This is a genomic window from Saccharibacillus brassicae (genome assembly GCF_006542275.1).
GTDB classification, from domain to species: Bacteria; Bacillota; Bacilli; order Paenibacillales; family Paenibacillaceae; genus Saccharibacillus; species Saccharibacillus brassicae.
Genome location: NZ_CP041217.1, coordinates 3,914,466 through 3,936,626 on the forward strand (window position 1 = coordinate 3,914,466; position 22,161 = coordinate 3,936,626).

Annotated in this window: 13 protein-coding genes and 2 pseudogenes; 8 read left to right on the forward strand and 7 right to left on the reverse strand. The window is 61.0% G+C overall.

Annotation, left to right across the window (positions count from 1 at the left end; genetic code table 11):
* Positions 1 to 177: 177 nt before the first annotated feature.
* Both FFV09_RS16170 and FFV09_RS24395 read left to right on the forward strand, forming a co-directional pair.
* Positions 178 to 2,437, forward strand: a pseudogene (locus FFV09_RS16170) (glycoside hydrolase family 2 protein); the annotation flags it as partial.
* Positions 2,438 to 3,375: 938 nt separating this feature from the next.
* Positions 3,376 to 3,591: pseudogene (locus FFV09_RS24395) on the forward strand (glycoside hydrolase family 2 protein); the annotation flags it as partial.
* A 512-nt stretch (positions 3,592 to 4,103) separates the two neighbouring features.
* On the opposite strand, the gene FFV09_RS16175 reads toward FFV09_RS24395, so the two are convergent.
* Positions 4,104 to 6,326, reverse strand: a complete 2,223-nt coding sequence (locus tag FFV09_RS16175; RefSeq protein WP_170315159.1) for an endonuclease MutS2 — start codon at positions 6,324 to 6,326, stop codon at positions 4,104 to 4,106.
* Positions 6,327 to 6,920: 594 nt separating this feature from the next.
* A complete protein-coding gene (locus FFV09_RS16180; RefSeq protein ID WP_141448790.1) occupies positions 6,921 to 7,496 on the reverse strand; it encodes a hypothetical protein in 576 nt (191 codons plus the stop codon).
* 478 nt (positions 7,497 to 7,974) lie between these two features.
* Between FFV09_RS16180 and FFV09_RS16185 the strand changes: the two genes are divergently transcribed.
* Together FFV09_RS16185 and pdxK are read left to right on the forward strand one after the other, a co-directional pair.
* Entirely contained in the window at positions 7,975 to 9,201 is a 1,227-nt protein-coding gene (locus FFV09_RS16185) for an MFS transporter (RefSeq protein WP_141448791.1), read from the forward strand.
* A gap of 147 nt (positions 9,202 to 9,348) precedes the next feature.
* Entirely contained in the window at positions 9,349 to 10,161 is an 813-nt protein-coding gene (gene pdxK / locus FFV09_RS16190) for a pyridoxine/pyridoxal/pyridoxamine kinase (protein ID WP_141448792.1), read from the forward strand.
* A gap of 124 nt (positions 10,162 to 10,285) precedes the next feature.
* Here the strand turns inward: pdxK and FFV09_RS23850 are convergent, their stop codons facing one another.
* Positions 10,286 to 10,450: a hypothetical protein gene (locus FFV09_RS23850; protein ID WP_166273239.1), complete on the reverse strand. Its 165-nt coding sequence runs from the start codon at positions 10,448 to 10,450 to the stop codon at positions 10,286 to 10,288.
* 267 nt (positions 10,451 to 10,717) lie between these two features.
* Here FFV09_RS23850 and FFV09_RS16195 point away from each other — a divergent pair, with 267 nt between their 5' ends.
* A complete protein-coding gene (locus FFV09_RS16195) occupies positions 10,718 to 12,625 on the forward strand; it encodes a sensor histidine kinase (protein WP_141448793.1) in 1,908 nt (635 codons plus the stop codon).
* A gap of 98 nt (positions 12,626 to 12,723) precedes the next feature.
* Here the strand turns inward: FFV09_RS16195 and FFV09_RS16200 are convergent, their stop codons facing one another.
* A complete protein-coding gene (locus FFV09_RS16200; RefSeq protein WP_141448794.1) occupies positions 12,724 to 12,996 on the reverse strand; it encodes an NHLP leader peptide family RiPP precursor in 273 nt (90 codons plus the stop codon).
* A 199-nt stretch (positions 12,997 to 13,195) separates the two neighbouring features.
* Positions 13,196 to 14,128: a hypothetical protein gene (locus FFV09_RS16205; protein ID WP_141448795.1), complete on the reverse strand. Its 933-nt coding sequence runs from the start codon at positions 14,126 to 14,128 to the stop codon at positions 13,196 to 13,198.
* 148 nt (positions 14,129 to 14,276) lie between these two features.
* Here FFV09_RS16205 and FFV09_RS16210 point away from each other — a divergent pair, with 148 nt between their 5' ends.
* From FFV09_RS16210 to FFV09_RS16220, 3 genes are read left to right on the forward strand one after another with little or no spacing between them, the layout of a single operon-like run.
* Entirely contained in the window at positions 14,277 to 14,744 is a 468-nt protein-coding gene (locus FFV09_RS16210; protein ID WP_141448796.1) for a cupin domain-containing protein, read from the forward strand.
* A gap of 1 nt (position 14,745) precedes the next feature.
* Complete coding sequence (locus FFV09_RS16215) at positions 14,746 to 15,066, forward strand: hypothetical protein (protein ID WP_141448797.1); 321 nt, start codon at positions 14,746 to 14,748, stop codon at positions 15,064 to 15,066.
* Positions 15,067 to 15,081: 15 nt separating this feature from the next.
* Positions 15,082 to 17,958, forward strand: a complete 2,877-nt coding sequence (locus tag FFV09_RS16220; RefSeq protein ID WP_170315056.1) for a CHASE3 domain-containing protein — start codon at positions 15,082 to 15,084, stop codon at positions 17,956 to 17,958.
* 190 nt (positions 17,959 to 18,148) lie between these two features.
* Here the strand turns inward: FFV09_RS16220 and FFV09_RS16225 are convergent, their stop codons facing one another.
* Positions 18,149 to 19,981, reverse strand: a complete 1,833-nt coding sequence (locus FFV09_RS16225) for an ABC transporter ATP-binding protein (RefSeq protein ID WP_141448799.1) — start codon at positions 19,979 to 19,981, stop codon at positions 18,149 to 18,151.
* Positions 19,965 to 21,716 (reverse strand): ABC transporter ATP-binding protein, encoded by a 1,752-nt coding sequence (locus tag FFV09_RS16230; RefSeq protein WP_141448800.1) that lies wholly within the window; start codon positions 21,714 to 21,716, stop codon positions 19,965 to 19,967. Before FFV09_RS16230 ends, FFV09_RS16225 begins: the two co-directional genes overlap by 17 nt.
* Positions 21,717 to 22,161: the final 445 nt, after the last annotated feature.

Genomic DNA, 22,161 nt, shown 5'->3' on the forward strand with positions numbered 1-22,161 from the left:
CTGGTCCTTGCGGTCGATCCTTTTTCTATTATACCTGTACCCGTTTCCCGCATTATGCTATTTTATTGAAGAATGCTGGAAGCGTTATCTTGAAAGGAGAGCACACATATGAGCGGAAAAGACAGCAAGGCAAGTCCCGGCGCAAATCCCGGTACGGATACGACGGCAGCGGATAAGATGGAACTTGGCGGAAACTGGAGAATCAAAGATTTTGCGCCGGGCGAGACGCCCGCGCAGGATAATGCGGCGGCGATGCTGGACGACCGGTACTGGATGACCGGCAGCGTGCCGGGCGACGTCCATAGCGCGCTGATCCGGCGGAAGGTGATCGAAGACCCGTATTTCGGGCATAACGATCTCAAAAGCCGCTGGATCGAAGAACGCGAATGGTGGTACCGGCGCGGGTTCGAATACGGCGGGGCGCTGACGCGGGAACCGGGCGAACGGTTCGAGCTGAACTTCGACGGACTCGATACGTTCGCGACGGTGTTCGTCAACGGACATGAGATCGGCACGTCGCGCAACATGCTTATGCCGCATACGTTCGACATTACGCGGGTCATCCGGCCGGGCTGGAACGTGATCGCGGTCCGGTTCGATCCGCTGCGCCCGCATCATCAGGGCAAAGAGCGGTTCGATTGGTCTTCGTACACGAAAGAACGTCCGTGGCTGCGCAAAGCGGCGATGAATTTCGGGTGGGACTGGGGCCCGCGCCTTGTCACCGTCGGGATCTGGGGCGCAGTGACGCTGAAGCGGCATCGACTGGCGAAAATCGAAAGCGTATTCGCTGAAACGCGTTCGATCGGAAACGGCGCCGCGAACCTCGTCATCTCGGCGGACGTGACGACGTACCGCGGCATGCCCGACGTTCCGCTGACGCTCAAGCTGAGCCTTGCAGACGGAGACGGCCGACGCGTGTACGAGACGGAAGTGAGCGAAGACGGGGCGGAGCCGATCCGCGCCGCGGACCCGGACGGTGCTTCCGTTCCGGCCTTCGAAACAGATTTCCGGCCGGAAAGCGGCACGCGCCCGGGCGTTTTGGCGGCGAGTCCGGTGACGCCGGGCCGGCGCTCCGCGCTGCGGCGTCAGGCTGCTTTTCGCGCCGAATGCGTGCTGCCGGACGCCAGATTGTGGTGGACGCACGATCTCGGCGAGCCGCATCTGTATACGCTGACGGCGGATCTGTATGCGGGAGACGAGCGAATTCATACCGACACACAGGCCATCGGCGTGCGCACGATCGAACTGCGGACCGAAGACGAAGAGGGCCGCGCGGCGTTCCGCTTTTTCCTCAACGGAAAGTTTGTGTATGCCAGAGGGGCCAACTGGATTCCCGCGGACAACCGCATCGGCAGCATTCCGGATTCGCGCTACGGCGAACTGATCGGGCTGTCGGCGGAGTCCGGCATGAACATGCTGCGGATCTGGGGCGGCGGCATCTATGAAAAAGAAATCTTTTACGACGAATGCGATCGGCGCGGCGTGCTGGTCTGGCAGGATTTTGCTTTTGCGAACGCGCTGTTCCCGGACTTCAACGCCGACTTTATGGACAATGTGCGCGCCGAAGTCGAAGCGAACGTCACACGGCTGCGCGGACGCGCTTCGCTGGCGCTGTGGTGCGGCAACAACGAGATCGACTGGCTCTATGATATGAAAAGCGCGAGCGGCGACATCAAGAGTGACTTCTACGGCGAACGGATCTACCACGAGCTGATCCCCGAAGCGCTGGAGCGGCTCGATCCGCACCGGGCCTACTGGCCTTCTTCGCCTTACGGCCGCAGCGGCGATCAGGACGACAACGATCCGGACGTCGGCGACCGGCACAACTGGCAGGTGTGGCACGGGTCCGTTTATCCGCGCGCTTTTGGCGAGATGCCGGCACTGGACTACAGCATCGAAGGCGTGACGTTCAAAAATTACAAGCAGGATATGGCGCTGTTCAGCAGCGAATTCGGCATGCACGCGTCGGCCAACCGCTACACGCTGGAGAAAAACATGCCGGAAGGCAGCCTCGTCTGGGGCGGGGAAGAGATGGCGTACCGCAACAAGGACACCAATCACCGCAAAGGCATTCTGCTGATGGAAGGCTACACCGGACTTCCGCGCGATATCGAGGAATACATGAACTTCTCAATGCTGACCCAGGCGGAAGGGCTGCGCTGCGGCGTCGAGCATTACCGGCGCAATCCGCGCAGCGGCGGAAGCCTGATCTGGCAGCTCAACGACAGTTGGCCGGGCACGAGCTGGGCGATGATCGATTACGAGCTGCTGCCGAAAGCTTCCTATTATTACGCCAAACAGTTCTACCGTCCGCTGCTGCTCTCGCTTGAACACGAACCGGGTCAGCCGCTGCGGGTGTGGGCGGTCAACGACGGCCCGGAGCCGGTCGAAGTGGAAGCTCTGTTGGAAGTGCGGCGTTTTGACGGGGAGCGGGTCGGGGAATACGTTTTCCGTTCGGACAGCGCGTTCCGCGGTCCGGTGCTGCTCGGCGAGGTCGGCGAAGCCGAGGCTTTGAACGGCGGCTCGGCGGAAGAGACGCTGGTGCGGCTGCGGCACGCGGGCGGTGTGGAGCTGGGGAGCGGGAAGGGCGGCGAAGCGGGGGAAGGGCCGCGTGAGTTGCGCGGGAATGGAGCGGACGGAGCATGGGAAGGGCCGCGTGGAGTGCGCGGAGCCGAGGCGGAGAAGGGCGGCGAAAGCCGACGCCGCGAAGAGCGGGGCTGCGAGCAGACGTATATGCTGCGCGACCAGCGGGAGTTGAAGCTGGGGCAGGCGAAGCTTGCGTGGAGCGTGGCGGAGGCGAGCGAAGCGGGCGGCGAGGCGGAAGTCGCACAAGCCGGGCAAGCGGTGCAGGACGGCCAAGCGGGCGGCTACGTGGAAGCTGCGCAAGCCGCGCAAGCGGGAAGCGCAGCGGAAGAGGCGGCGCAAGGCGGCCAAGCGGGCGGCGACGTGGAAGCCGCGCAAGTCGCGCAAGCGGGAAGCGCAGCGCAGGAGGCGGCGCGAGGCGGCCAAGCGGGCGGCTACGTGGAAGCTGCGCAAGCCGCGCAAGCGGGAAGCGCAGTGGAAGAGGCGGCGCAAGGCGGCCAAGCGGGCGGCGAAGCAGAGGCGGCGGAGCCCGGCGCGAATGCCGGCGAACTTCCGGCGGCCTGGAGGCTGGACGGACGGCTGGCCGATGTGACGGCGGCTGCCGTGAGCGAAGGCGCCGCGGAAGCAGCGGGGAACGCGTCGAAGCCTAAGCCGGTAAGCGGCGCCGGAACGGTAAACGCTGCGGAAGAAGCGGCAGGACGTATGCCGCTTCTTGGAAGCGCGGCCGATGCGCAGGCGACGGCGGACGCGTCCGGCGAGTCGGAGCAGCTGCGTCAGACAGCCGCCGGCAGCGTGATCGTGACGGTCGAAGCGTCCGGCATGCTTGCGCGGATGGTCAAGCTGGAGCTGCCGCTCGGCCGGGTGCGCTTCAGCGACAACTTCTTCGATCTGCTGCCGGGCGAGCGCCGGGAAGTGGAACTGTCCATGCTTGACGGATCGCCGCTGACGGTCGATTTCGTGCGGAGCCGGCTGCGGGTAAGCGCGCTGAACGGCGCTGCCATACGCTAAAAGAGCGCAGCGGCCGAGGCAGCAGGCTGCTGCGGCTGACGAATCGAAGTCTGCCGGAACCGGCAGGGCAGCGAAACGGTCGACGACAGCCAAGCCAGATTAGGGCGTTCCTGCCTGCGCAAACGGGAACATCCAGCATACACAAAGCCAAAAACCGGACTTTCCATTTGGAGAGTCCGGTTTTTTTCTGGAATCGGAGCGTGGATCTCGAATTCTGTCGTACTTCCGCGCCGGCTGTGAGTCCTAACGAATCCTCATGTCGCTATTTGCTCGGATTTCACTTTTTTTAAAATCTAACGAATCGTTATATCCTTATTGACCGATAACCGGCCGATTAGGGCTGAATTTGGCGAAATAGCGTGATGACGATTCGTTAGTTTGCGGAAAAGCGGTTTTGGAGGCAAATAGCGTGACTAAGGTTCGTTAGAGTCGGAAGGTTCGAGCGGCAGCGGTGTTTGTGACAGTACGTACTGGATATATTTGGAAACCGGGAACGTGTGTCGCTGGGCCTATTAAGGTTTGCCGCCCGGTTCGTCCGGCGGAAGCACGATCGTTACTCCTTCCATATGCCGCCGCTCCATTTTGCGCCGCTTTTTGCGGTTTGATTTGGAGTCGAACACGATGCTGAGGTCGTAGTCTTCCGGATACAGCGATTCGCGCGGGATATGGGGCTGGAGCCGCTTGCGGGCGATACGGAACTTGCTGCCTTGAATCTGCACGCCGATGCTGCCCATGGCGTCTTCTTCGGCGTAGACGATGCCCGTCTTGCCGAGATACGGCACGGACACGCTGTCGCCGATCCGCAAAAAGCTCGTTTGCGGTCCGGCAGCTTCGTCGGCCGGAACGTCGGCAGCGGCTCCGTCCGCCTCCGGTGCGGACGGCTGCGGCGCCTCGGCTGCCGGCCGGCGCAGCGAAGCGCCGGGGAGCAGCGCGGGATCGGCCTTCGCGGCGGGCTGAAGCTCCCGCCCGGGAGCGGAAGCTTCTGCGGCGGAAGGCTCCGCGGCCGCTCCTGCCGCATGCGCGGAATTTTCCGCGCCGCAGCCTTCCGCTTGCGGTGCAGCGCAAGCGGCCTGCGTCGCACCGCTGCGGCCGCCGCCCTCCGCGCCCCCATCGGCGCTACTCGCGCCTTCCGCCCGCACCGCATCGCTTCTGCCGTCGCTTTCTGCGCCTTCCGCCCGCGCGTCGCCGCCAACCGCCCTTGCCCCCGCGCCGCCTCCCGCGGTCAAATGCTCGGCCCGCCGGATCACGGCGTCCGGGAGGCCCAGTTTCTGCGCGATAGCGAACGCGTAGCTGCGTCCGGCTTCGCCGATCGTCAGCCGGTAGAGCGGCTGAAGCGTCTGCGCGTCGAATTCCATGCGGGCGTTTTCGCAGCCCGGCGTGGCTGAAGCGAACGTTTTGATTTCGGTAAAATGGGTCGTGACGACGACGCAGGTGCCGCGCCGATGCAGTTCTTCGAGCACGGCGATCGACAGTCCGACGCCTTCGCCGGGATCGGTGCCGGACGCCATTTCGTCGATCAGCACGAGCGTGCGGCGGTTCGCCGTTTCGAGGATGTGTTTGACCCGGCCGATATGCGCGGAGAACGTGCTGAGCGCCTGTTCGATGCTCTGTCCGTCGCCGATATCGGCTTCGATGCCGTCGAAGACGGACAGTTCGCCGCCCGCTTCGGCCGGGATCAGCAGGCCGGATTGGCCCATCAGCGTCAGCAGGCCGACCGTTTTAAGCGCCAGCGTCTTGCCGCCGGTGTTGGGACCGGTCACGATCAGCATCCGGAAGCGGACGCCGAGTTCGAAGTTCAGCGGAACCATGTTCGCGCCCATCAGCGGATGCCGCGCGCCGCGCAGCCGGATCCGCCCTTCCGTGTTCAACGCCACGTTGACGGCGTCGAGTGCCAGCGCGTAGCGCGCTTTGGCGAACAGGAAGTCGTATTCGCCGACGAGTTCGGCGTTTACCCGCAGCTCCTGCCCGAACTGCTCGGCGAGGCCGGTCAGTTCGCTCAGGATTTTGGTCTCTTCGCGGGCTTCTTCGGCGCGCAGCCGTTCCAGTTCGTCATGGAACTGCCGGATTTCTTCCGGCTCGATATAGACGGTCTGGCCGCTGGACGATTCGTCCAGCACCGAGCCTTTGACCGCTTTGCGCGATTCCCGGCGGACCGGGAGGGCGAAGCGGCCGCCGCGCTGCACGGCCAGATTCTCCTGCAGGATGGAGCGGTGCTTGGCCATCAGTTCGGCCAGGCGCCGCGAACTGCGTTCTTCGGCGGTCGCCATACGGCGGCGGACTTTGGACAATTCGCGGCTGGCCGAATCGAGCACGCGCCCGCTGCGGATACAGCGCTCGATCTCTTCGCGCAGCCGGTCGAGCCGGTGCATGCCCGACGCGTAGGCGGCGGCGTTCGGCGCCCAGTCGGCTTTGGCATGCATGTACTGGATCAGCTGCGCGCAGCTGACCAGAAATTGGTGCAGATGCATGAAGTCCGCTTCGCCGAACACGTAGCCGGCGCCGAGCAGGTCGAGAATGGATTCCATGCCGGTGAGCGAAGGCAGCGGAATGCTGGCGCCGCGGCGCAGAACGCCGGCGGCTTCATCGGTCTCGTCCAGACGGCGGCGCAGCGTCCGGGCGTCGCCGATCGGGCGCAGCGCGGCGATATGCCGCCGGCCGAGGTAAGAGACGGCGTACGTCGACAAGTCGGCGACGACGCGTTCGTACTGCAGGCGTTCGAGCGTCTGCGGATGAATATTCGGGTGCTGGCGATACAAAGTGTCGTTCATGTGGGAAATCGCTCCTTCGTTGTTCGTTTGTGGGTGGACGGATAGACTGGCGGACAGACAAGGGCATGTACGCAAAAAGGCGGAAACGAACCGATCAGAGAGCCGCATCCGAAACGGAAATATTCCCGTTTCGGAGACGGCTTTAAGATCAGCTCGTTTCCGCCTTGCATGGAGGGGGACGCAGACCGAATCCGGTCTGCGTCCAAGGTCACCGGACTCCCCCGGGTTTTCGTGCGCGCGTCTGCCCGGCTTCCCGTGCGCAAATATGCCAAAAAGGGCCGCGCTCAGAAAGCAGCGCGGCCCGAAAAGTCGAAAGGATAGGGTGTACCTACCTCAAGCTTATAGGAAAAATGATTCGCTGTTCTTAACTGAATTCCGGACGCGGTTCAAGAGACAGGCAAACAGGCGGCCGCCGAGAGCGGTAGCGCTGCCTTGTTCCGAATGAACGCGATCCTGTATGGAATTGGATTAGTTAAGAACATACCCCGTCATCAAATTTTCCCCTTTTCGCTTAAAGTTATCTTTATCATAGAAGGGTTAGCCTGTCCGGTCAAGCCCGAATTATTCGTCCTCGTCCGTGTAGACTTCGTCTTTGTAGCCCTGGTCCGTCTCGGCGTCGATCAGGTTGCGCTGCACGTCGTCCGGCAGCGAAGCGGGGAAGGAGCCTTCCCGGAACATGCCGTTCTCCGGATCGGTATCGCGTTCCGTAACGAGATTGCCGCCTTCTTGATGCTCGGTCTGCAGATCGCCGTCGGTAATAAGCGGACGCGCGTAATCTTCGGATTCTTCGGCCAGCTCGCGCCGTCCTTCTTCGCCGCCGGCTCCGTTCAGCAGATCGGTGCCGTGCGGTTCGTCCTGCGCGGGAGCGGCCGGGTCGACCGGGCTGTCCGGATGCAGGTCGTCCGCGTCCGGCACGTCTTCGAGTCTCGGCTCGCCGAGGTTCGGATCTTCTTCGGTGCGGTTCGGATAAGCTTCCGGATCGGTCTCGACTGCGTTGACCGGTTCGGCATTTTGTTGGACCGTATCGACGTATTCCATTTCGGTAGCGGGAATGTCGCGCTCCGTATAATCGTGGTCGCTGGAGAGCTCATAGCGCTCGTGGGCGCGATCGGACTCGTTTCGCGGATCGTAAGCCATGTGTATCGTCTCCTTTTGTATGCGTTCTTACATACGCTTTACCCGAATCGCGCGAATCGTAACCGCCGGATTCCAACGGAAGCCTGTCTTTTCCCGCCGAACGAAGCCGGATTTTGTCGATCGGCCGTCGAATCGACGCCCGGAAGCTTCCGTTACGGAGCAGCGCGCCGCGATCCGTACCAGCCGTGCGTCTGCCGGAGCCTGCGTTTCCATACGGCCCCAGAACGCTGCGGAGCTGTCCAAACGGCCTGGCTTCCGATTGGAAAATTTGGTAAGGCGGGAGTAGAATTAACAGGTTAAAAACAACCAGACGTTTGCAGCGCGACGATTGGGCCTGCGGAGGCATTGCGCGCCCGGAAGCAAACGCCGGATGAAGACGGGGCGGCGGATGCGGCGCCGGAGTCGGTTCGGCAGGGGGAAACGAAGCGGCTTCGGCGCACAGACCGTTCGTTCCGGCGACGAAAGGACGTGCGGACGGATGGAGTTTTCATGGAAAAAGAATTTGGTAGTGTTGTGGGCCGGCGTATTTTTTTGCAGTATGGCCTATTCGATTTCGATCCCTTTTTTGCCGATCTTCATGCATGCCGAACTCGGCGTCGGGGAAAAGTATTTATCGATCTGGGCGGGGCTCGCGTTCGGCATTACCTTTTTGTCGAGCGCGCTGATCTCCCCGTTCTGGGGTTCGCTCGCGGACAAATACGGACGCAAGCCGATGCTCGTGCGCTCGGGTTACAGCCTGGCGGCCCTGTACTTCATTAACTTCTTCGTGCAGGACCCGGTTCAGCTCGTGGCGCTGCGCTTGTTCCAGGGGCTGCTGGCCGGGTTCATTCCGGCGGCGATTGCGCTGGTCGGTACGAACACGCCGGAAGAAAAAACGGGCTACGCGCTCGGCATCATGTCGACGGCGACCGCTTCGGGCAACATTATCGGACCGCTGATCGGCGGGGTAGTCAGCTTCACGCTCGGCAACCGCAACGCGTTTTTGTTCTCGAGCGCGATCGTGCTCATCTCGGCGCTCGTCGCGACGTTCCTCGTGCACGAGAAAGAATTCAAGCGTCCCAAAGTCCGCTCGCGGGTCAAAGACGACCTCAAGCAGGCGGCGGGCATTCCGTTGTTCTTCGCGCTGCTCGGGCTGGTCGCGATGAGCAACTTCTCGGTCATGATCCTGGAGCCGCTGATCACGATCTATGTGCAGGACATGGGCGTCTCGTCCGACCGGACTTCGCTCGTGGCGGGCATTATCTTCTCGGCGGTCGGCGTCGCGACGGTCATCATGGCTCCGCGCTGGGGTCGGATCGGCGGGAAGATCGGCTACGGAAAAGTGCTGCTGATCGGCTTGATCGGCGGCGCCGTCGGCAATCTGCTGCAATTTTTCGTCACGGGCTATGTCGGATTCGGCATTTTGCGCTTCGTATACGGACTGTTCTTCGCGGGCGTGTTCCCGGCGGTGAACGCCATGATCGTGCAGGTGACGAAGCCGGAATTCCGCGGGCGCGCTTTCAGTCTCAACCAGTCGGCGACGCAGATCGGCACGATGGCGGGACCGCTCGTCGGCGGGGTACTCGGCGCTTTCATGCCGATCCACTGGATCTTCGTCGTGAACGGCGTGGCGCTGCTGATCTGCGCGTATATCGCCCATCACAAAAAGCTCGATCAGACCGCGCCGTTTCGGAGTACGAAGATCGCCGACGGCAATTCTCGCTGACCGGCACAACAGCGGCGCGGCGGACGGTTGACAAGACCGCCGCTTCGTCTTACCATTACCGAAGACTGCGAAGCGGTCGAACGGAGATACAGTCCTAAGCCGCCGAGCGGCGGCTTAAATATAGAAGACCCAGGAGGCGCTTGACAGATGACGACGATACCCAAGGTTTTGACGATTGCCGGTTCCGATACGAGCGGAGGAGCAGGCATCCAGGCTGACTTGAAAACGTTCCAGGAATTGAACGTATACGGAATGACGGCGCTGACCTGCGTGGTCACGATGGACCCGCAGCGGTGGAGCCACCACGTGACGCCGATGTCGGCGGAACTGCTGGAGAGCCAGCTCGATACCGTGCTGAACGGGATCGGCGTGACGTCCGCGAAGACCGGCATGCTGAGCACCGTCGAGATCATCGACGCGGTTGCCCGCAAGATCGAGCAGCGTCCGCTCGATCACTTCGTCGTCGATCCGGTCATGATCTGCAAAGGCGAGAACGAAGTGCTGAACCCGGACACGGCGGAAGCGATCATGGAGAAGCTCGTACCCAAAGCGACGGTCGTGACGCCGAACCTGTTTGAAGCTTCGCAACTGGCGAAGACCGCTCCGATCCGCACGATCGAAGACATGAAGGCGGCCGCGGTCAAGATCCACGAACTCGGCGCGAAGCACGTCGTGATCAAGGGCGGCGGCAAGCTGCTGCACGAGAAAGCCGTCGATCTGATCTATGACGGACAGGACTTCGAACTGCTCGAATCCGAGCGGATCGAGACCAACTATATCCACGGGGCGGGCTGCACGTTCTCCGCGGCCATTACCGCGGAACTCGCCAAGGGAGCGGACGTGAAGACGGCGGTACGCAACGCCAAAGCTTTCGTTACGACCGCGATCCGGCACGGCTTCCCGATCAACTCGTTCGTCGGGCCGACGCTGCACGCGGCGCAGCGCCTCTACCGCGACTAAGGCCGCTTGGTCGCAAGAACCGGCCGAATAGACAAAAGAAGACGGATTTCCGGCGATAAATCGCTTCGGAAACCCGTCTTTTTTTATGGATAAAAAGGGCAGTGCACACAATCCCTTCAAGCTTTTACTGGAACATCGGGAAGACGTACCGCACGAGGAAGTACAAAATGCCGAACGTGATAATGATGTAGGCGGCATACTTGATAAAGGTGGAAGCGACCATGCTGGAATCCGACTTTTTCTCGATTCTGCGTTCTTCGACGTCCACGTCTCGGTGCGAATTGTTCATCTGAAGGGCCTCCTTGGATCGGCTTGTTTTCGCCGCTTGGGCGAGCCGAAGATCGGTGAATGATGATTATTTATACACCGAGCCACAGAGCGTGAAACACGGGTTTTTTGCTTTTCGTTCCGTCTGATTCGCAGTTCTTCGCAGTCTGCCGCAGCCCTAAAAATTCAAAAGGAGCAAACCGCTGGCAGGGAAGAGGGCCCCGCGCGGCGAATGTTACCTATCGAACAAGACCGGAAATCAACACGATTGGCTGCAGGGGGGTGCTTCATGAGAACTTTACCAAAAATGCTGGCGATTCTGGTCGCGCTGCTCGCCGTCGTCTTCGTCTGCGTGGAAGCTTTTCCGAGAACGAAAAGCGAAGCGGAGACGGTCCTGGTCGAAGATTGGCATTTTCTGTGGGATCCCGGAGATTCGGGGAACGCCGCGGACACGCCGCCGGACCGGGTGCTGCATTCGGCCGACTGGATCTCCATGAACGAAGAAGCGATGCCGCCGTCCCGGCCCGAAGGCGCGGCCTGGGCCTGGGTGCGTATCGATATTCCGCAGCTCGGCTGGGCGATTCCGGCGGTGCTGGTGGAGAAAGCGTACGGACGCAACATCGTGGCCTACACCGAATACCGCGAACTGTTCGATTCCCATCGGCAGTACCGTTATTCGATGAACGAGCTGCTGCTGCCCCTGCGCGCGGAAGACGCGGGCGGTTCGATCTACCTGCGCATGCAGGTGACCGAAGGACGGGCAGGCATCGTGCAGCATGTCGCGTTCGGCAATTTTTACGACCTGTTGACCCTCTATCTGACCCGCGACATGCTCGACATCATGCTCGGCGGATCGTTTGTCCTCATCGGGCTCGTCATGCTCGTCTGCGCGCTGTTCCTCAACCGGGACTATTTGCGTCCGTGGATGTCGCTCGTCTTTATCATCTTGTCGATCGGGACGCTCGTCGTCTCGTACTCGCCGTTTCTGTTTACGCTTTACCCCGAATACGGCGGCATTTTGCAGCGGCTGTTCGATGTGGCCCTGTTCACGCTGCTGCCCGCCTTCCTGTACTTTTTCCAGACTATTTTCGGCAAAGGGTACAAAAACTCCATCGCGTATCTCGGCCGTTTCCAACTGATGTATTCGGCGTTCTGCATGCTGCTGCTCGTCTTGAACGTGCTGACCGGCGAACGGTATTTCCCGGTGTATTACCTGCTGACCACGACCGTACTCGGCGTGTTGATGCTCGTCGAACTGCTGACCATGCTCGTCTGTTCCGTCATATACAGCCTGAGACGCAACAAGGACGCACTGATCTTCAACGGCGGCCTGGCGATTTTCGCGGGAGCCGGCATGATCGAGCTGATCGTGTTCTACGCCAGCGGGCAGCATTACGATCTGTATTGGTGGAAATGGGGCATGGTGGCTTTCGTTATCTCGCTCATCATCGTGCTCGGCCGGAGGTTCGTCGAGACGCATAATCAGGTGCTCGAATATTCCAAACGGCTCGAAATGTTCAACAACGAACTGCAGCACGCGGAGAAAATGGAAATCATCAGCGAGCTGGCCGCCTCTGTCGCGCACGAGGTACGCAACCCTCTTCAAGTGACCCGCGGGTTTTTGCAGCTGCTGGGCGAACGTTCGGCGGTATCGGAAAAAGCGTATATCGGCATGGCGCTGGAGGAGCTCGACCGGGCTTCGGGCATCATCACCGACTTCCTGACGTTTGCCAAGCCGGGCGCGGAAAATATCAAAATCATGTCGATCGACGAAGAATTCCGGCATATCGAAGGGGTATTGACGCCGCTTGCGAGCATCCATCACGGACAGATCGCGCTCGATCTGGAACCGGACCTGTACGTCAAAGGCAATTCGTCCAAATTCAAGCAGGCGTTTATCAACATGATCAAGAACAGCATCGAAGCGCTGCCGAGCGAAGACGGCCGGATCGACGTTCGGGCTTCCCGGGAAAACGGGCAGGTCGTCATCCGGATTCGCGATAACGGGCTCGGCATGGCGCCGGAGGAACTGAAGCGGCTCGGGGAGCCGTACTTTTCGAACAAGACGAAAGGGACGGGCCTGGGGCTGATGGTGACGTTCCGAATCGTGGAAGCGATGCAGGGGACGTTGACGTTCGACAGCAAAAAAGGAGCGGGAACCGAAGCGACGGTCCGTTTTCCGGAAGCCTCCGAGTAGGAAGCTTTCCGGAAACGGACGCCGCGGGAGTCCCGCTCCTTGCGCGTTTGATACGTTGAATCGTTGAATATCGGAAAAAAGGACGGAAAAGCGGAGAATCAGACGCCGCTTCCCCACATGGCGGCCGGTTCCATGACGATCCGCTCGGCCTGCGGAATGACGACCGACGGAGGAGGCGGAATCACGAGATAGAACTCGTTCGCCGATTCTTCGACGGCGTTCAGGCGAACATGTTCGGGCAGCTCGATGCCGAACGCTTCGCGCAGCGCGGCCTTCGGATCTTCCAGCAGGCGGGCGCGGAATTCGGGCTCGGCCCACGCTTTTTGGATCACTTGATTGCGGACCAATGCTTCCGAGGTCGAACTTGTCATTTCAAATCATCCTTTCGCGTGCGAATGTGGGAATCGTACGTACGAGGCCGGCAGCCCAAACGCACGGCACGGCCGATAAGCGGACAATTGGCTTCAAAGCAACAGAGGTTCGACCGAAACGGCCGATGACAAAAAATCTTAATTTGTGGAAGATTATAGCATGCTGTTCGCATACCGGCAAGTAGGCAATCCTGCTTTGTCAAAGATTCTTTTGGCCCAGAAGCCAATAGTTCAAACCGCCCAACTCCAAATGCCTCTTCTCCGCTTCGATCCGGGCGGCAATCTGCTCAAGATCGCCGGCCAGCGCCGCGTGAAACCCGATCAGACCGGGAAAGTCTTCCGCATAGATCTCAAGACCCAGCTGGCGCTCTGCCGCCAGCCGCGCATACGTGCCGAGCAGTCCCCGGGCATAGACGGCGTCGGCGATGTCGGAAGCCGCGACGGGGTCTTCGGGGCCGAGCCGTTGTTCGCGCCGGTAGAGCGAAACGAGGCAGTTATAGGCGTTCTCGCGCAGGTCTTCGGCGTAATCCGCCCAATCGTCGGCCATTTGCAGCGTGACCAGCGATTGGCGTACGGCGTAGAGCGCCCGTTCCCGCATACGCTCGTCGCCGCCGAACAGGGCGTGCGGACCGAGCAGCAGCGGCGCGGCGCGGGCGGCGATCTCTTCCGTCCGTTCGAAAAAAGGATCGGAGCTCCGTTCGGCATTCAGGCCGGCGGCCCATTCCGCGGTGCACAGACGCAGGGCATGCCCGAAATCGGCCGGGGAAGGGAACAGGCCGGCGTAGCGCGCGTTCATCTCCGCGTTGAACAGCTGGGACAGCGCCACGTGCAGGCGATCCGTGCCCGCCGCGCGGTCGATCCGTTCGTCCTGCAGATGGAAATGCAGCATGCCGAACACGTTCGCTTCGGCCACGCTGCGGCAGGTGCCGAGCGAAGCTCCCGAAGCCTGCCGCAGCCAAAAAGGCAGCAGGCAGCAGATATAGTTGGTGGCCCCGCCGCCCCGCTCCGGATCGAACCGGTCGAGGTAGCGGATTCCGGCTTCCACGTAGGGCGCCGGAAAGCGTCCGACCGTGTCCCTGCCCCGTTCGAAAGCCCGCCGCATTTCCGATTTCATCTCTGCCGATAACCGCATTTTCGTCCGCCTCCCCAAACTTTTTTGCTATCTCGTTAAATATACCCCCGAACCGTATGAAAAACCGCAAAAATCGTTTGTTCCGAACCCCTCCCGTATAGTATGCTGGAGTTCAGAAATGCTGAAAAGGGAAGGAAGATCCATACTTATGAATTCAAATCAACCGACATCCCTGTCTCCGCTCGTCGAGCTGCTGGGACTTGAAGGGCACGTTGAAGGCGGCTGGCACAAAGAACTGTGGAAATCGTCGTTCACGATTCCGCAGAGCGCGCTGCCGTCCGAATACACGGGCGACCGCTTCGCGGCAAGCTCGATCTATTTCCTGCTGCATCCGGGCGAGTTCTCGGAATGGCATGTGGTGCATTCCGACGAGCTGTGGCTGTGGCATACCGGAGGCCCGCTCGCGTTGACGCTGGGCGGCGACGGCGACGAACCGGTCGAAGGCGAAGAGATCATTCTGGGTCCCGATACGGCGAACGGCCAATCGTTCCAGGGACTCGTGCCGGGCAAGCATTGGCAGAAGGCGCGTCCGCTCGGCGACGAACCGGTCCTCGTGACCTGCATCGTGGCGCCGGGATTCCATTACGACGACTTCAAGCTGATCGAACGCAAATAGGATGGGCTGGTACACGTTCGGCCAAATGCTGCACGCGATCGAACTGGGACAGGTGGCCGAAGCGGCCGACGGCGAACGCCGAATGAAGCTGCTGCCGGAAGGCATGGTCTGGCTGAACGGTCCGTACGCGGGCGGCGTCGTGCGCGTCCAGGGTTATTTGTTCAGCGATTTGTGGACGATCCGCGAAGACGATCCGTTCGAACCGGCGCTCGAAGAACGGGCGAACTGGAAGCGCAAGCAAATGGAGATGCTGGAGAACCAGCTGTTTGAACAGCGTGCGCGGCGGTTCGAATCGCCGAACATCGAAGAGAAAACGGAGTGAGCGGAGGGCATGGAAGTGCCGAAGACGAGAAGATTCAATATTCGCGCGAAAATTTTGGCCGGCTATTTGTTCATTTTGGTCTGCCTGGGCTTGTCGCTGCTTGCGGTCTCTTCGCAAGTACGCAGCCTGCAGGAAGCCAATGCGTTCATTAGCGACCATGATATCGCGGTGCACGACGAAGTCAGCGCGCTGCAAAAAAACGTGCTGGACATGGAGACCGGCCAACGGGGCTATCTGTTGACCGGAGACCGGGATTACCTGGAACCTTACAATAACGGGCGCACCCAATGGGAGACGACCTACAGCAGGCTGTACGAGCTGATCGGCGACAATGCGTCCCAGCAGGAGAGCCTGCGGCTGATCCGCGCGAACATCGAGAGCTGGGTGTCGGAAATGGGCGACCGGACGATCGAGCTGAAGGGCTTGAACCGGGACGAAGAAGTGCTATCTTTCTATACCGGCAATGCCGGCAAACGCGAAATGGACCAGCTGCGCGTGGAATTCGACGCTTTTCGCGATACCGAGCAGCGGCTTACGAACGCGCGGGTAGCGGAATTGAAAGCGAACAGCGATCGAACGCTGTACGCGATGATCGGACTGTGGGCGCTGGTCGGCGTCGTGTCCATTTTGGCGGCGCTTGCGATCGCGGGCAATATTTCCAGAACGATCTCCCTCGTGACGGAAGCGATCCGCTCCATTACGGTGGGCGGCGACCTGAGAGAACGGATCAAGATCCGTTCTCACGACGAAGTCGGCGACTTGGGCGCTTCGACCAACGAACTGCTGGCGAAGATCCAGGCCGAAGACCAGCATAAGGAACGCCTGATCCGTCTGGCCGAGCTGCTGCAGGAACAAGCTTCTTTTTCCAGTGCCAAGCTGGCCGAAGCGTTTATGGCCAAAGTGTCCGAGTCGACGGGCATTCCTGTCGGCGTGTTCTATTCGGCGGACGAATCGCGCGGAACGCTGGTCAAGCTGGCGGCAATCGCCGAAGATCCCGAACATGCGGCGCAGACCGAGAACGTCGGGATTCCGTTCGGCGAAGGGCTGGTCGGGCGATGTGCGCACGAAGGCAGAACGCTGCATCTGCGGGACGTGCCCGCGGATTACGTCAAAGTCTCGTCCGCGCTGGGCATGGTGAAATCGGCCGAAGTGCTGCTCGTGCCCGCCCTGTACGACGGAAAAGTCAAAGCGGTAATCGAATGGGCGTCGGCCAAGCCGTTCGAACCGGACGAGATCGTCCGGCTGGAACGCAAAGCCGAACTGCTCGCAAGCACGCTGCAATCGGTCGAAGCGCGGCAGGAAGTCGAGCGTCTGTACCGCGAATCGCAGGCGCTGAACGAGGAGCTGCAGGTGCAGTCGGAAGAACTGCAAGTGCAGTCCGAAGAACTGCAGGTGCAATCGCAGGAACTGATGACGCAGCGCGACGAGCTGGAGAGCATCAACGAACAGCTCGGCGAGCAGAAGCATTCGGCGGAGCGCGCCGTGGAAGAAGCGGAGAAGTACGCGCAGGAGCTGCAGGTCAGCTCCCGGTACAAGTCCGAATTCCTGGCCAATATGTCGCACGAGCTGCGCACGCCGCTCAACAGCATGCTGATCCTGTCGCAGATTCTCGCCGAGAACGAAGGACGCACGCTGACCGCGAAAGAGCAGGAATACGCGTCGAGCATCAACGCTTCCGGCAAAGACCTGCTGAACCTGATCAACGACATCCTCGATCTGTCCAAAGTCGAAGCCGGCAAAATGCAGCTTGAACTGGGCCTGGTCGATCTCGGCGGCGTCGCTGCCGACATGAACCGCCATTTTGCCGAATTGGCGCTGCGCAAACAGCTCGAGTTCCGGATCGAAATCGAGAAGAACGTGCCGGGGCTGATCTATACGGACGAGATGCGGCTGCAGCAAATTCTCCGCAACCTGCTGTCGAACGCGTTCAAATTTACCGAACGCGGCGAAGTGGTGCTGCGAATCGGCCGGATTCCCGGCAAACGGATGAACCCGGAAGGTTCGCCTTACGAGCAGCTCGCGTTCAGTGTCAACGATACCGGTATCGGCATCACCGAAGAGAATCGCAAGTTGATCTTCGAAGCGTTCCAGCAGGCCGACGGCACGATTGCCCGCCGATACGGAGGGACGGGGCTCGGCTTGTCGATCTCGACGCAGCTCGCTTCGCTGCTCGGCGGCGAGATCACGCTTGAGAGCCAATACGGAATCGGCAGCACGTTCTGCCTGTATCTTCCCTGCGTCAAGGACGACGCGGAGATCGCGGACCTGTTCCTGCCGCTAAGCGGCGGCCATTCCTGGCCGGAAGCGGCGCTGATGAACGATTTCGCTTCCTGGAACACCGACGGCGAATACGGGGCGGGCGAATCGGACGTTTGGGGCGACGGACTGCATCTGGACAATCCCGGAGCGATCCGGATCGTGCCGGATTCCGGCGGCGGATACGCCGAAGGACAGGCGGGATCGCTGTTCCCCGTGTCCGCGCTCGAACCGGACAAACCGTTTGTCGGTATGCGGATGATGATCGTCGACGACGATATCCGCAACGTGTACGCGCTCACCAGCATGCTGGAGAAGCACGGCGTGGAGATCACCGTCGCGCAGACCGGGCTGGACGCGCTGGACAAGCTGCGCGACGAAGCGCCGTTCGAGATGATCTTCATGGACATCATGATGCCGGAACTGGACGGGCTGGAAGCGATGCGCCGGATACGCCTGACGCCGGAGCTTGCGGAGATTCCGATCCTGGCTCTCACGGCCAAAGCGATGAAAGAAGACCGCGAGAAATGCCTGAACGCCGGCGCGTCGGATTACCTGACCAAGCCGCTCGACATGGATCTGGTCGTGCAGCGGATGAAAATCCTGCTCGGCGTGACGAGCCGCGTCATGGATTGACATTTCGCCGCAGCGGGAAGAGATTCCGCCTCCCGCGCAAGCGTACGTGAAAAGCCCGCCGAACCGTGAATACGGTCTGGCGGGCTTTTGGCTGTTCGTATCTGGCTGCGGCGCCTGGCAGGCCGGAAGCTGCTGTCGGTCCGGCGCTTCCGACCGTCCTGCTTCTCCGGCCTTCCCGACTTCCGCCGCTTCAACCCGGCAGCCGCTCGCGTCCCGACTGCCGGGCATGCCGGTACAGTTCGGCATAATGGCCGCCGCTCGCCAGCAGCTGCGCATGCGTACCCTGTTCGGTCACTTCGCCTTCCTGCATGACGAGGATGCGGTCCGCGTGCATGATCGTCGACAGCCGGTGGGCGATAACGATCGTGGTGCGTCCCTGCGAGACGGAGGTGAGCGCCTCCTGCACAAGCTTCTCCGTCTCGGAGTCGAGATTGGCGGTAGCCTCGTCGAGAATAAGAATTTTCGGCCGGAATACGACGATCCGGGCGAACGAGATCAGCTGGCGTTCGCCGGCCGACAGCCCGCTGCCGCGCTCCGACAGATGCGTGTCGTAGCCGTTTTGCAATCGCAGCACCATCGGATGCGCGCCGACGAACCGGCATGCTTCGATGACCTGCTCGCGCGTGACGTCTTCCCGGAACAGCCGTACGTTGTCGACGATCGAACCGGCGAACAGATACGGGTCCTGCTGGATCAGCCCGACTACGGCATGCAGGTCGCTCTGCGGAATGCGCCGAATATCGGTGCCGTCGATCTCGATCGAACCTTCGTTGACGTCGTAGAACCGGTTGAGCAGGCTGATCAGCGTGCTTTTGCCCGCTCCGGTCGTACCGACGACCCCGATCATCTCGCCCGGGCGGATATTCAGGTTCAACCGCTTGAGCACCGGCCGGTCCGCGCGGTAGCCGAACGTCACGTCGCGGAAGTTCACTTCGCCGCGCACGTCACGCGGATCGAGCGGCACGGTTTGCCCGGAGTCGGGTTCGCGCACGTCGGACTTCGTCTCCAGTACGCGCTGAATGCGTTCGACCGCGACGGTCGTCGATTGGAAGGTGTTCCACTGCATCGTAATCTGGTTGATCGGTTGGAAAAACTGGCGAATATAGCTGACAAACGCATACAGCACGCCGACTTCCATGCTCTGCCCGAGCACGGCCCGTCCGCCGAGCCAGACCATGAGGACGAGCGCGGCGTTGCCGAGAATGTCGAAAGTCCGGTTGAACAGGACGTTCGAGCGGATCTGCCGCAGGTTGGCGGTCCAATAATTGCGGTTCTGCTCCGTGAAGCGGCCGAGCTGTTCTTCTTCCTGGCGGAACGACTGGATCAGTCCCATGCCCGAGAGATTTTCCGCGGTAAAAGCGATCAGCCGGGACAGCCGGCTGCGCGCCTGCTGGTACGTGCTGCGCAGGTAAGAACGAAACAGCGCGGCGACGATGAAGATAACCGGCAGGATCAGCATGGAAAAAGCGGCCAGTTCGACGTCCAGACTGAACATGAGCGCGATGATCAGCACCAGCATCATGCCGTCGCGCACGAGGCTGAGCAGCACCTGCGTGAAGAATTGGCTGATCGTCTCCGTATCGTTCGAGACGTTCGTGACCAGGCTGCCGCTGTGCGTCCGGTCGAAGAACGACATGGACATTTTGGAAATATGCCCGAACAGGTCTTTGCGAATCCGGGCGATGATGCTCTGCCCCGCGTATTGCAGCAGATTGTTTTGCAGATACGTAAATACGAAGCTGACGACCGCGATGCCCAGATACAGCAGGCCGAGCTTGATCAGCGCGCCGCCGCCTTCGCCTTTGACCAGATGGTCGTCGATCGCGATCTGGACGATCAGCGGCTGCAGCAGTTCGGCGGAGATGCCGAGCAGCGCGCAGAAGGCGACGCCGACAAAAGTAAGCCGGTGCGGCTTCGCGTACCCGAGCAGCAGCTTCAGCGTCGAAGAGGTGGACGGCTTTTCCTCATGCGGCTTGGAGACGGGTTCTTTTTGCGCGGGCAGCTCTTTATTCAAGTTCGTCATGATGCAATCCCTCCTCCTGCAGCCGGTGCAGCATTGCGTAAGCGCCTTCGCGCCGCAGCAGTTCTTCGTGCGTCCCGCTTTGCACGATCCTTCCTTCGCTCAGCACGACGATCTCGTCCGCATGCTTGACCGCGCTGATGCGGTGCGAGATGATGATCGTCGTCTTACTGCGCCGTTCGCGGACCAGATTGTCGAGGATGCCCGTCTCGGTGACGGAATCCACGGCGCTCATGCTGTCGTCGAGAATAAGCACCTGCGCTTTTTTGGTCAGGCCGCGGGCGAGACTCGTCCGCTGGCGCTGGCCGCCCGACAACGTCACGCCGCGCTCGCCGAGCCGGGTATCGAAGCCTTCCGGGAAGCGCGAGATGTTGTCGTAGATCATCGCCCGTTTGGCGCCGGTCTCGACTTTTTCCATCGGCGCTTCCCGGTCGCTAAAAGCGATATTGTCGCGAATGGTCGTGCTGAACAGGAAGCCGTCCTGGGGCACGTACGCGAGGCGGCTGCGCAGGCTTTCGAGCGACAGGTCGCGAATGTCCGTGGCGCCGAAGAACAGCGAGCCGCGCGGCGGTTCGTAGATGCGCAGCAGCAGCTTGACGAGCGTCGTCTTGCCGCTGCCGGTCCGTCCGACGATACCGATCGTTTTGCCGGGAGACAGCGTGAGATTGATATCTTTGAGCGCCGGTTCGCGGCTGCCCGGATAGTTGAACGTCAGATGTTCGAACCGGATTTCTTCCGGGCGGTCGAGCGTGCGCGCATCGGCTTCGTCCTGCACGTCCGGCTCTTCGTTCATCAGGCGGTTGACCCGTTCGAGCGAAGCGCCGGAACGCTGCATCATGTTGATGACGTTGCCGATCTGCTGGAGCGGGCCGACGATGATGCGCATGTACAGCGTCAGCGAAACGAAGCTGCCGAGCGTAATGTTGCCGCTGAGCGTCTGCGTGCCGCCGACCAGCAGCGCGAGCACGAGCGACAGCGCGCCGAGAAACGGAATGGCGGCCTGGAACAGCGACGACAGCCGGACGAGGAACAGTTGGGTGGAACGAATCCGGTCGACTTTTTCGCCGAACCGGTTTTCCGCGATTTTTTCCGTGCCGAACGTTTTGGTCACCCGGATGCCGCCGAACTGTTCTTCCGCCGATTCGGTCATGCCCGCGAGCGATTCCTGCACGTGCATCGACCGTTCGCGGACCTGCGGCCCGATGCGCACGACGATCAGCGGGATGAATACGAGCGGGCTGATGCAGATCAGGATCAACGACAGCGGAATGTCCCCGATCATCATCATGACGATACACGACAGCAGCAGCACGACCGCGTTCGTCGTCTGGGTGACGCCGTTCGAGATCGATTCGCGTACCGACTGGACGTCGTTCGTGACGTAGCTAAGCAGTTTGCCGGTGCCTTGTTTGGAAAAAAAGTGCTCGCTCAGCGTGGAGAATTTGCCGAACAGCTTCTGGCGAACTTCAAATTCGAACCGGCGGCCGAGCCGCATCACCTGATACTGGCCGAATCCGAACAGCACGCCGTACGAGACGCCGATGCCCAGCAGCAGCAGCGCGAAATGCAGGACGGAATCGTAGCTGAGCACGCCGGTCTGCAGATCGTCGGTAAAGCGGCCGAGCACGAGCGGCAGCGCCGACTGGACGACGTTTGCGACCACGATCAGCAGCACGGCGAGCAGATAACCCGGAATATGCGCGGTGACGTAGTCTTTGAGCAGTTCTTTGCCTTTCAATTGGACTTCAACTCTCTTTCGAAGTGTCCGCCGGCTGCGGAAATGCGGACGGGATCGGTGTATACATCCCGTTTGCGTGCCTGCACTGCGGACGAAAATGGGACGGACGAATCCGGTGGACAGACGGATTCGTCCGGCGAAGCGGCCCGGAGCAGCGCTCCGGACAGTGAACAGGCAGAAGCGATCCGCGCAGCGCGCTTCTCGTCCTGCCTGTTCGGGGAACGGTTTTGCTTTTCATTACTTATCTATTACCCGGCGGATGAAGCGGCAAACGAAAAAACGTTTCGAGTGCAGGGAGATAGAGGGCGAGAGCGGGAATTCGGAGAACGCAAAAAAGAACCGGAGCTTCTCCGGTTCTCAACGTGTCGCGAAAGTCTGATTCTGAACAAAGTGAGGAGGCGGAGGGAGAAATTCAGTGTAGGAGCGCCAGCGTTCGCCTTTGAAA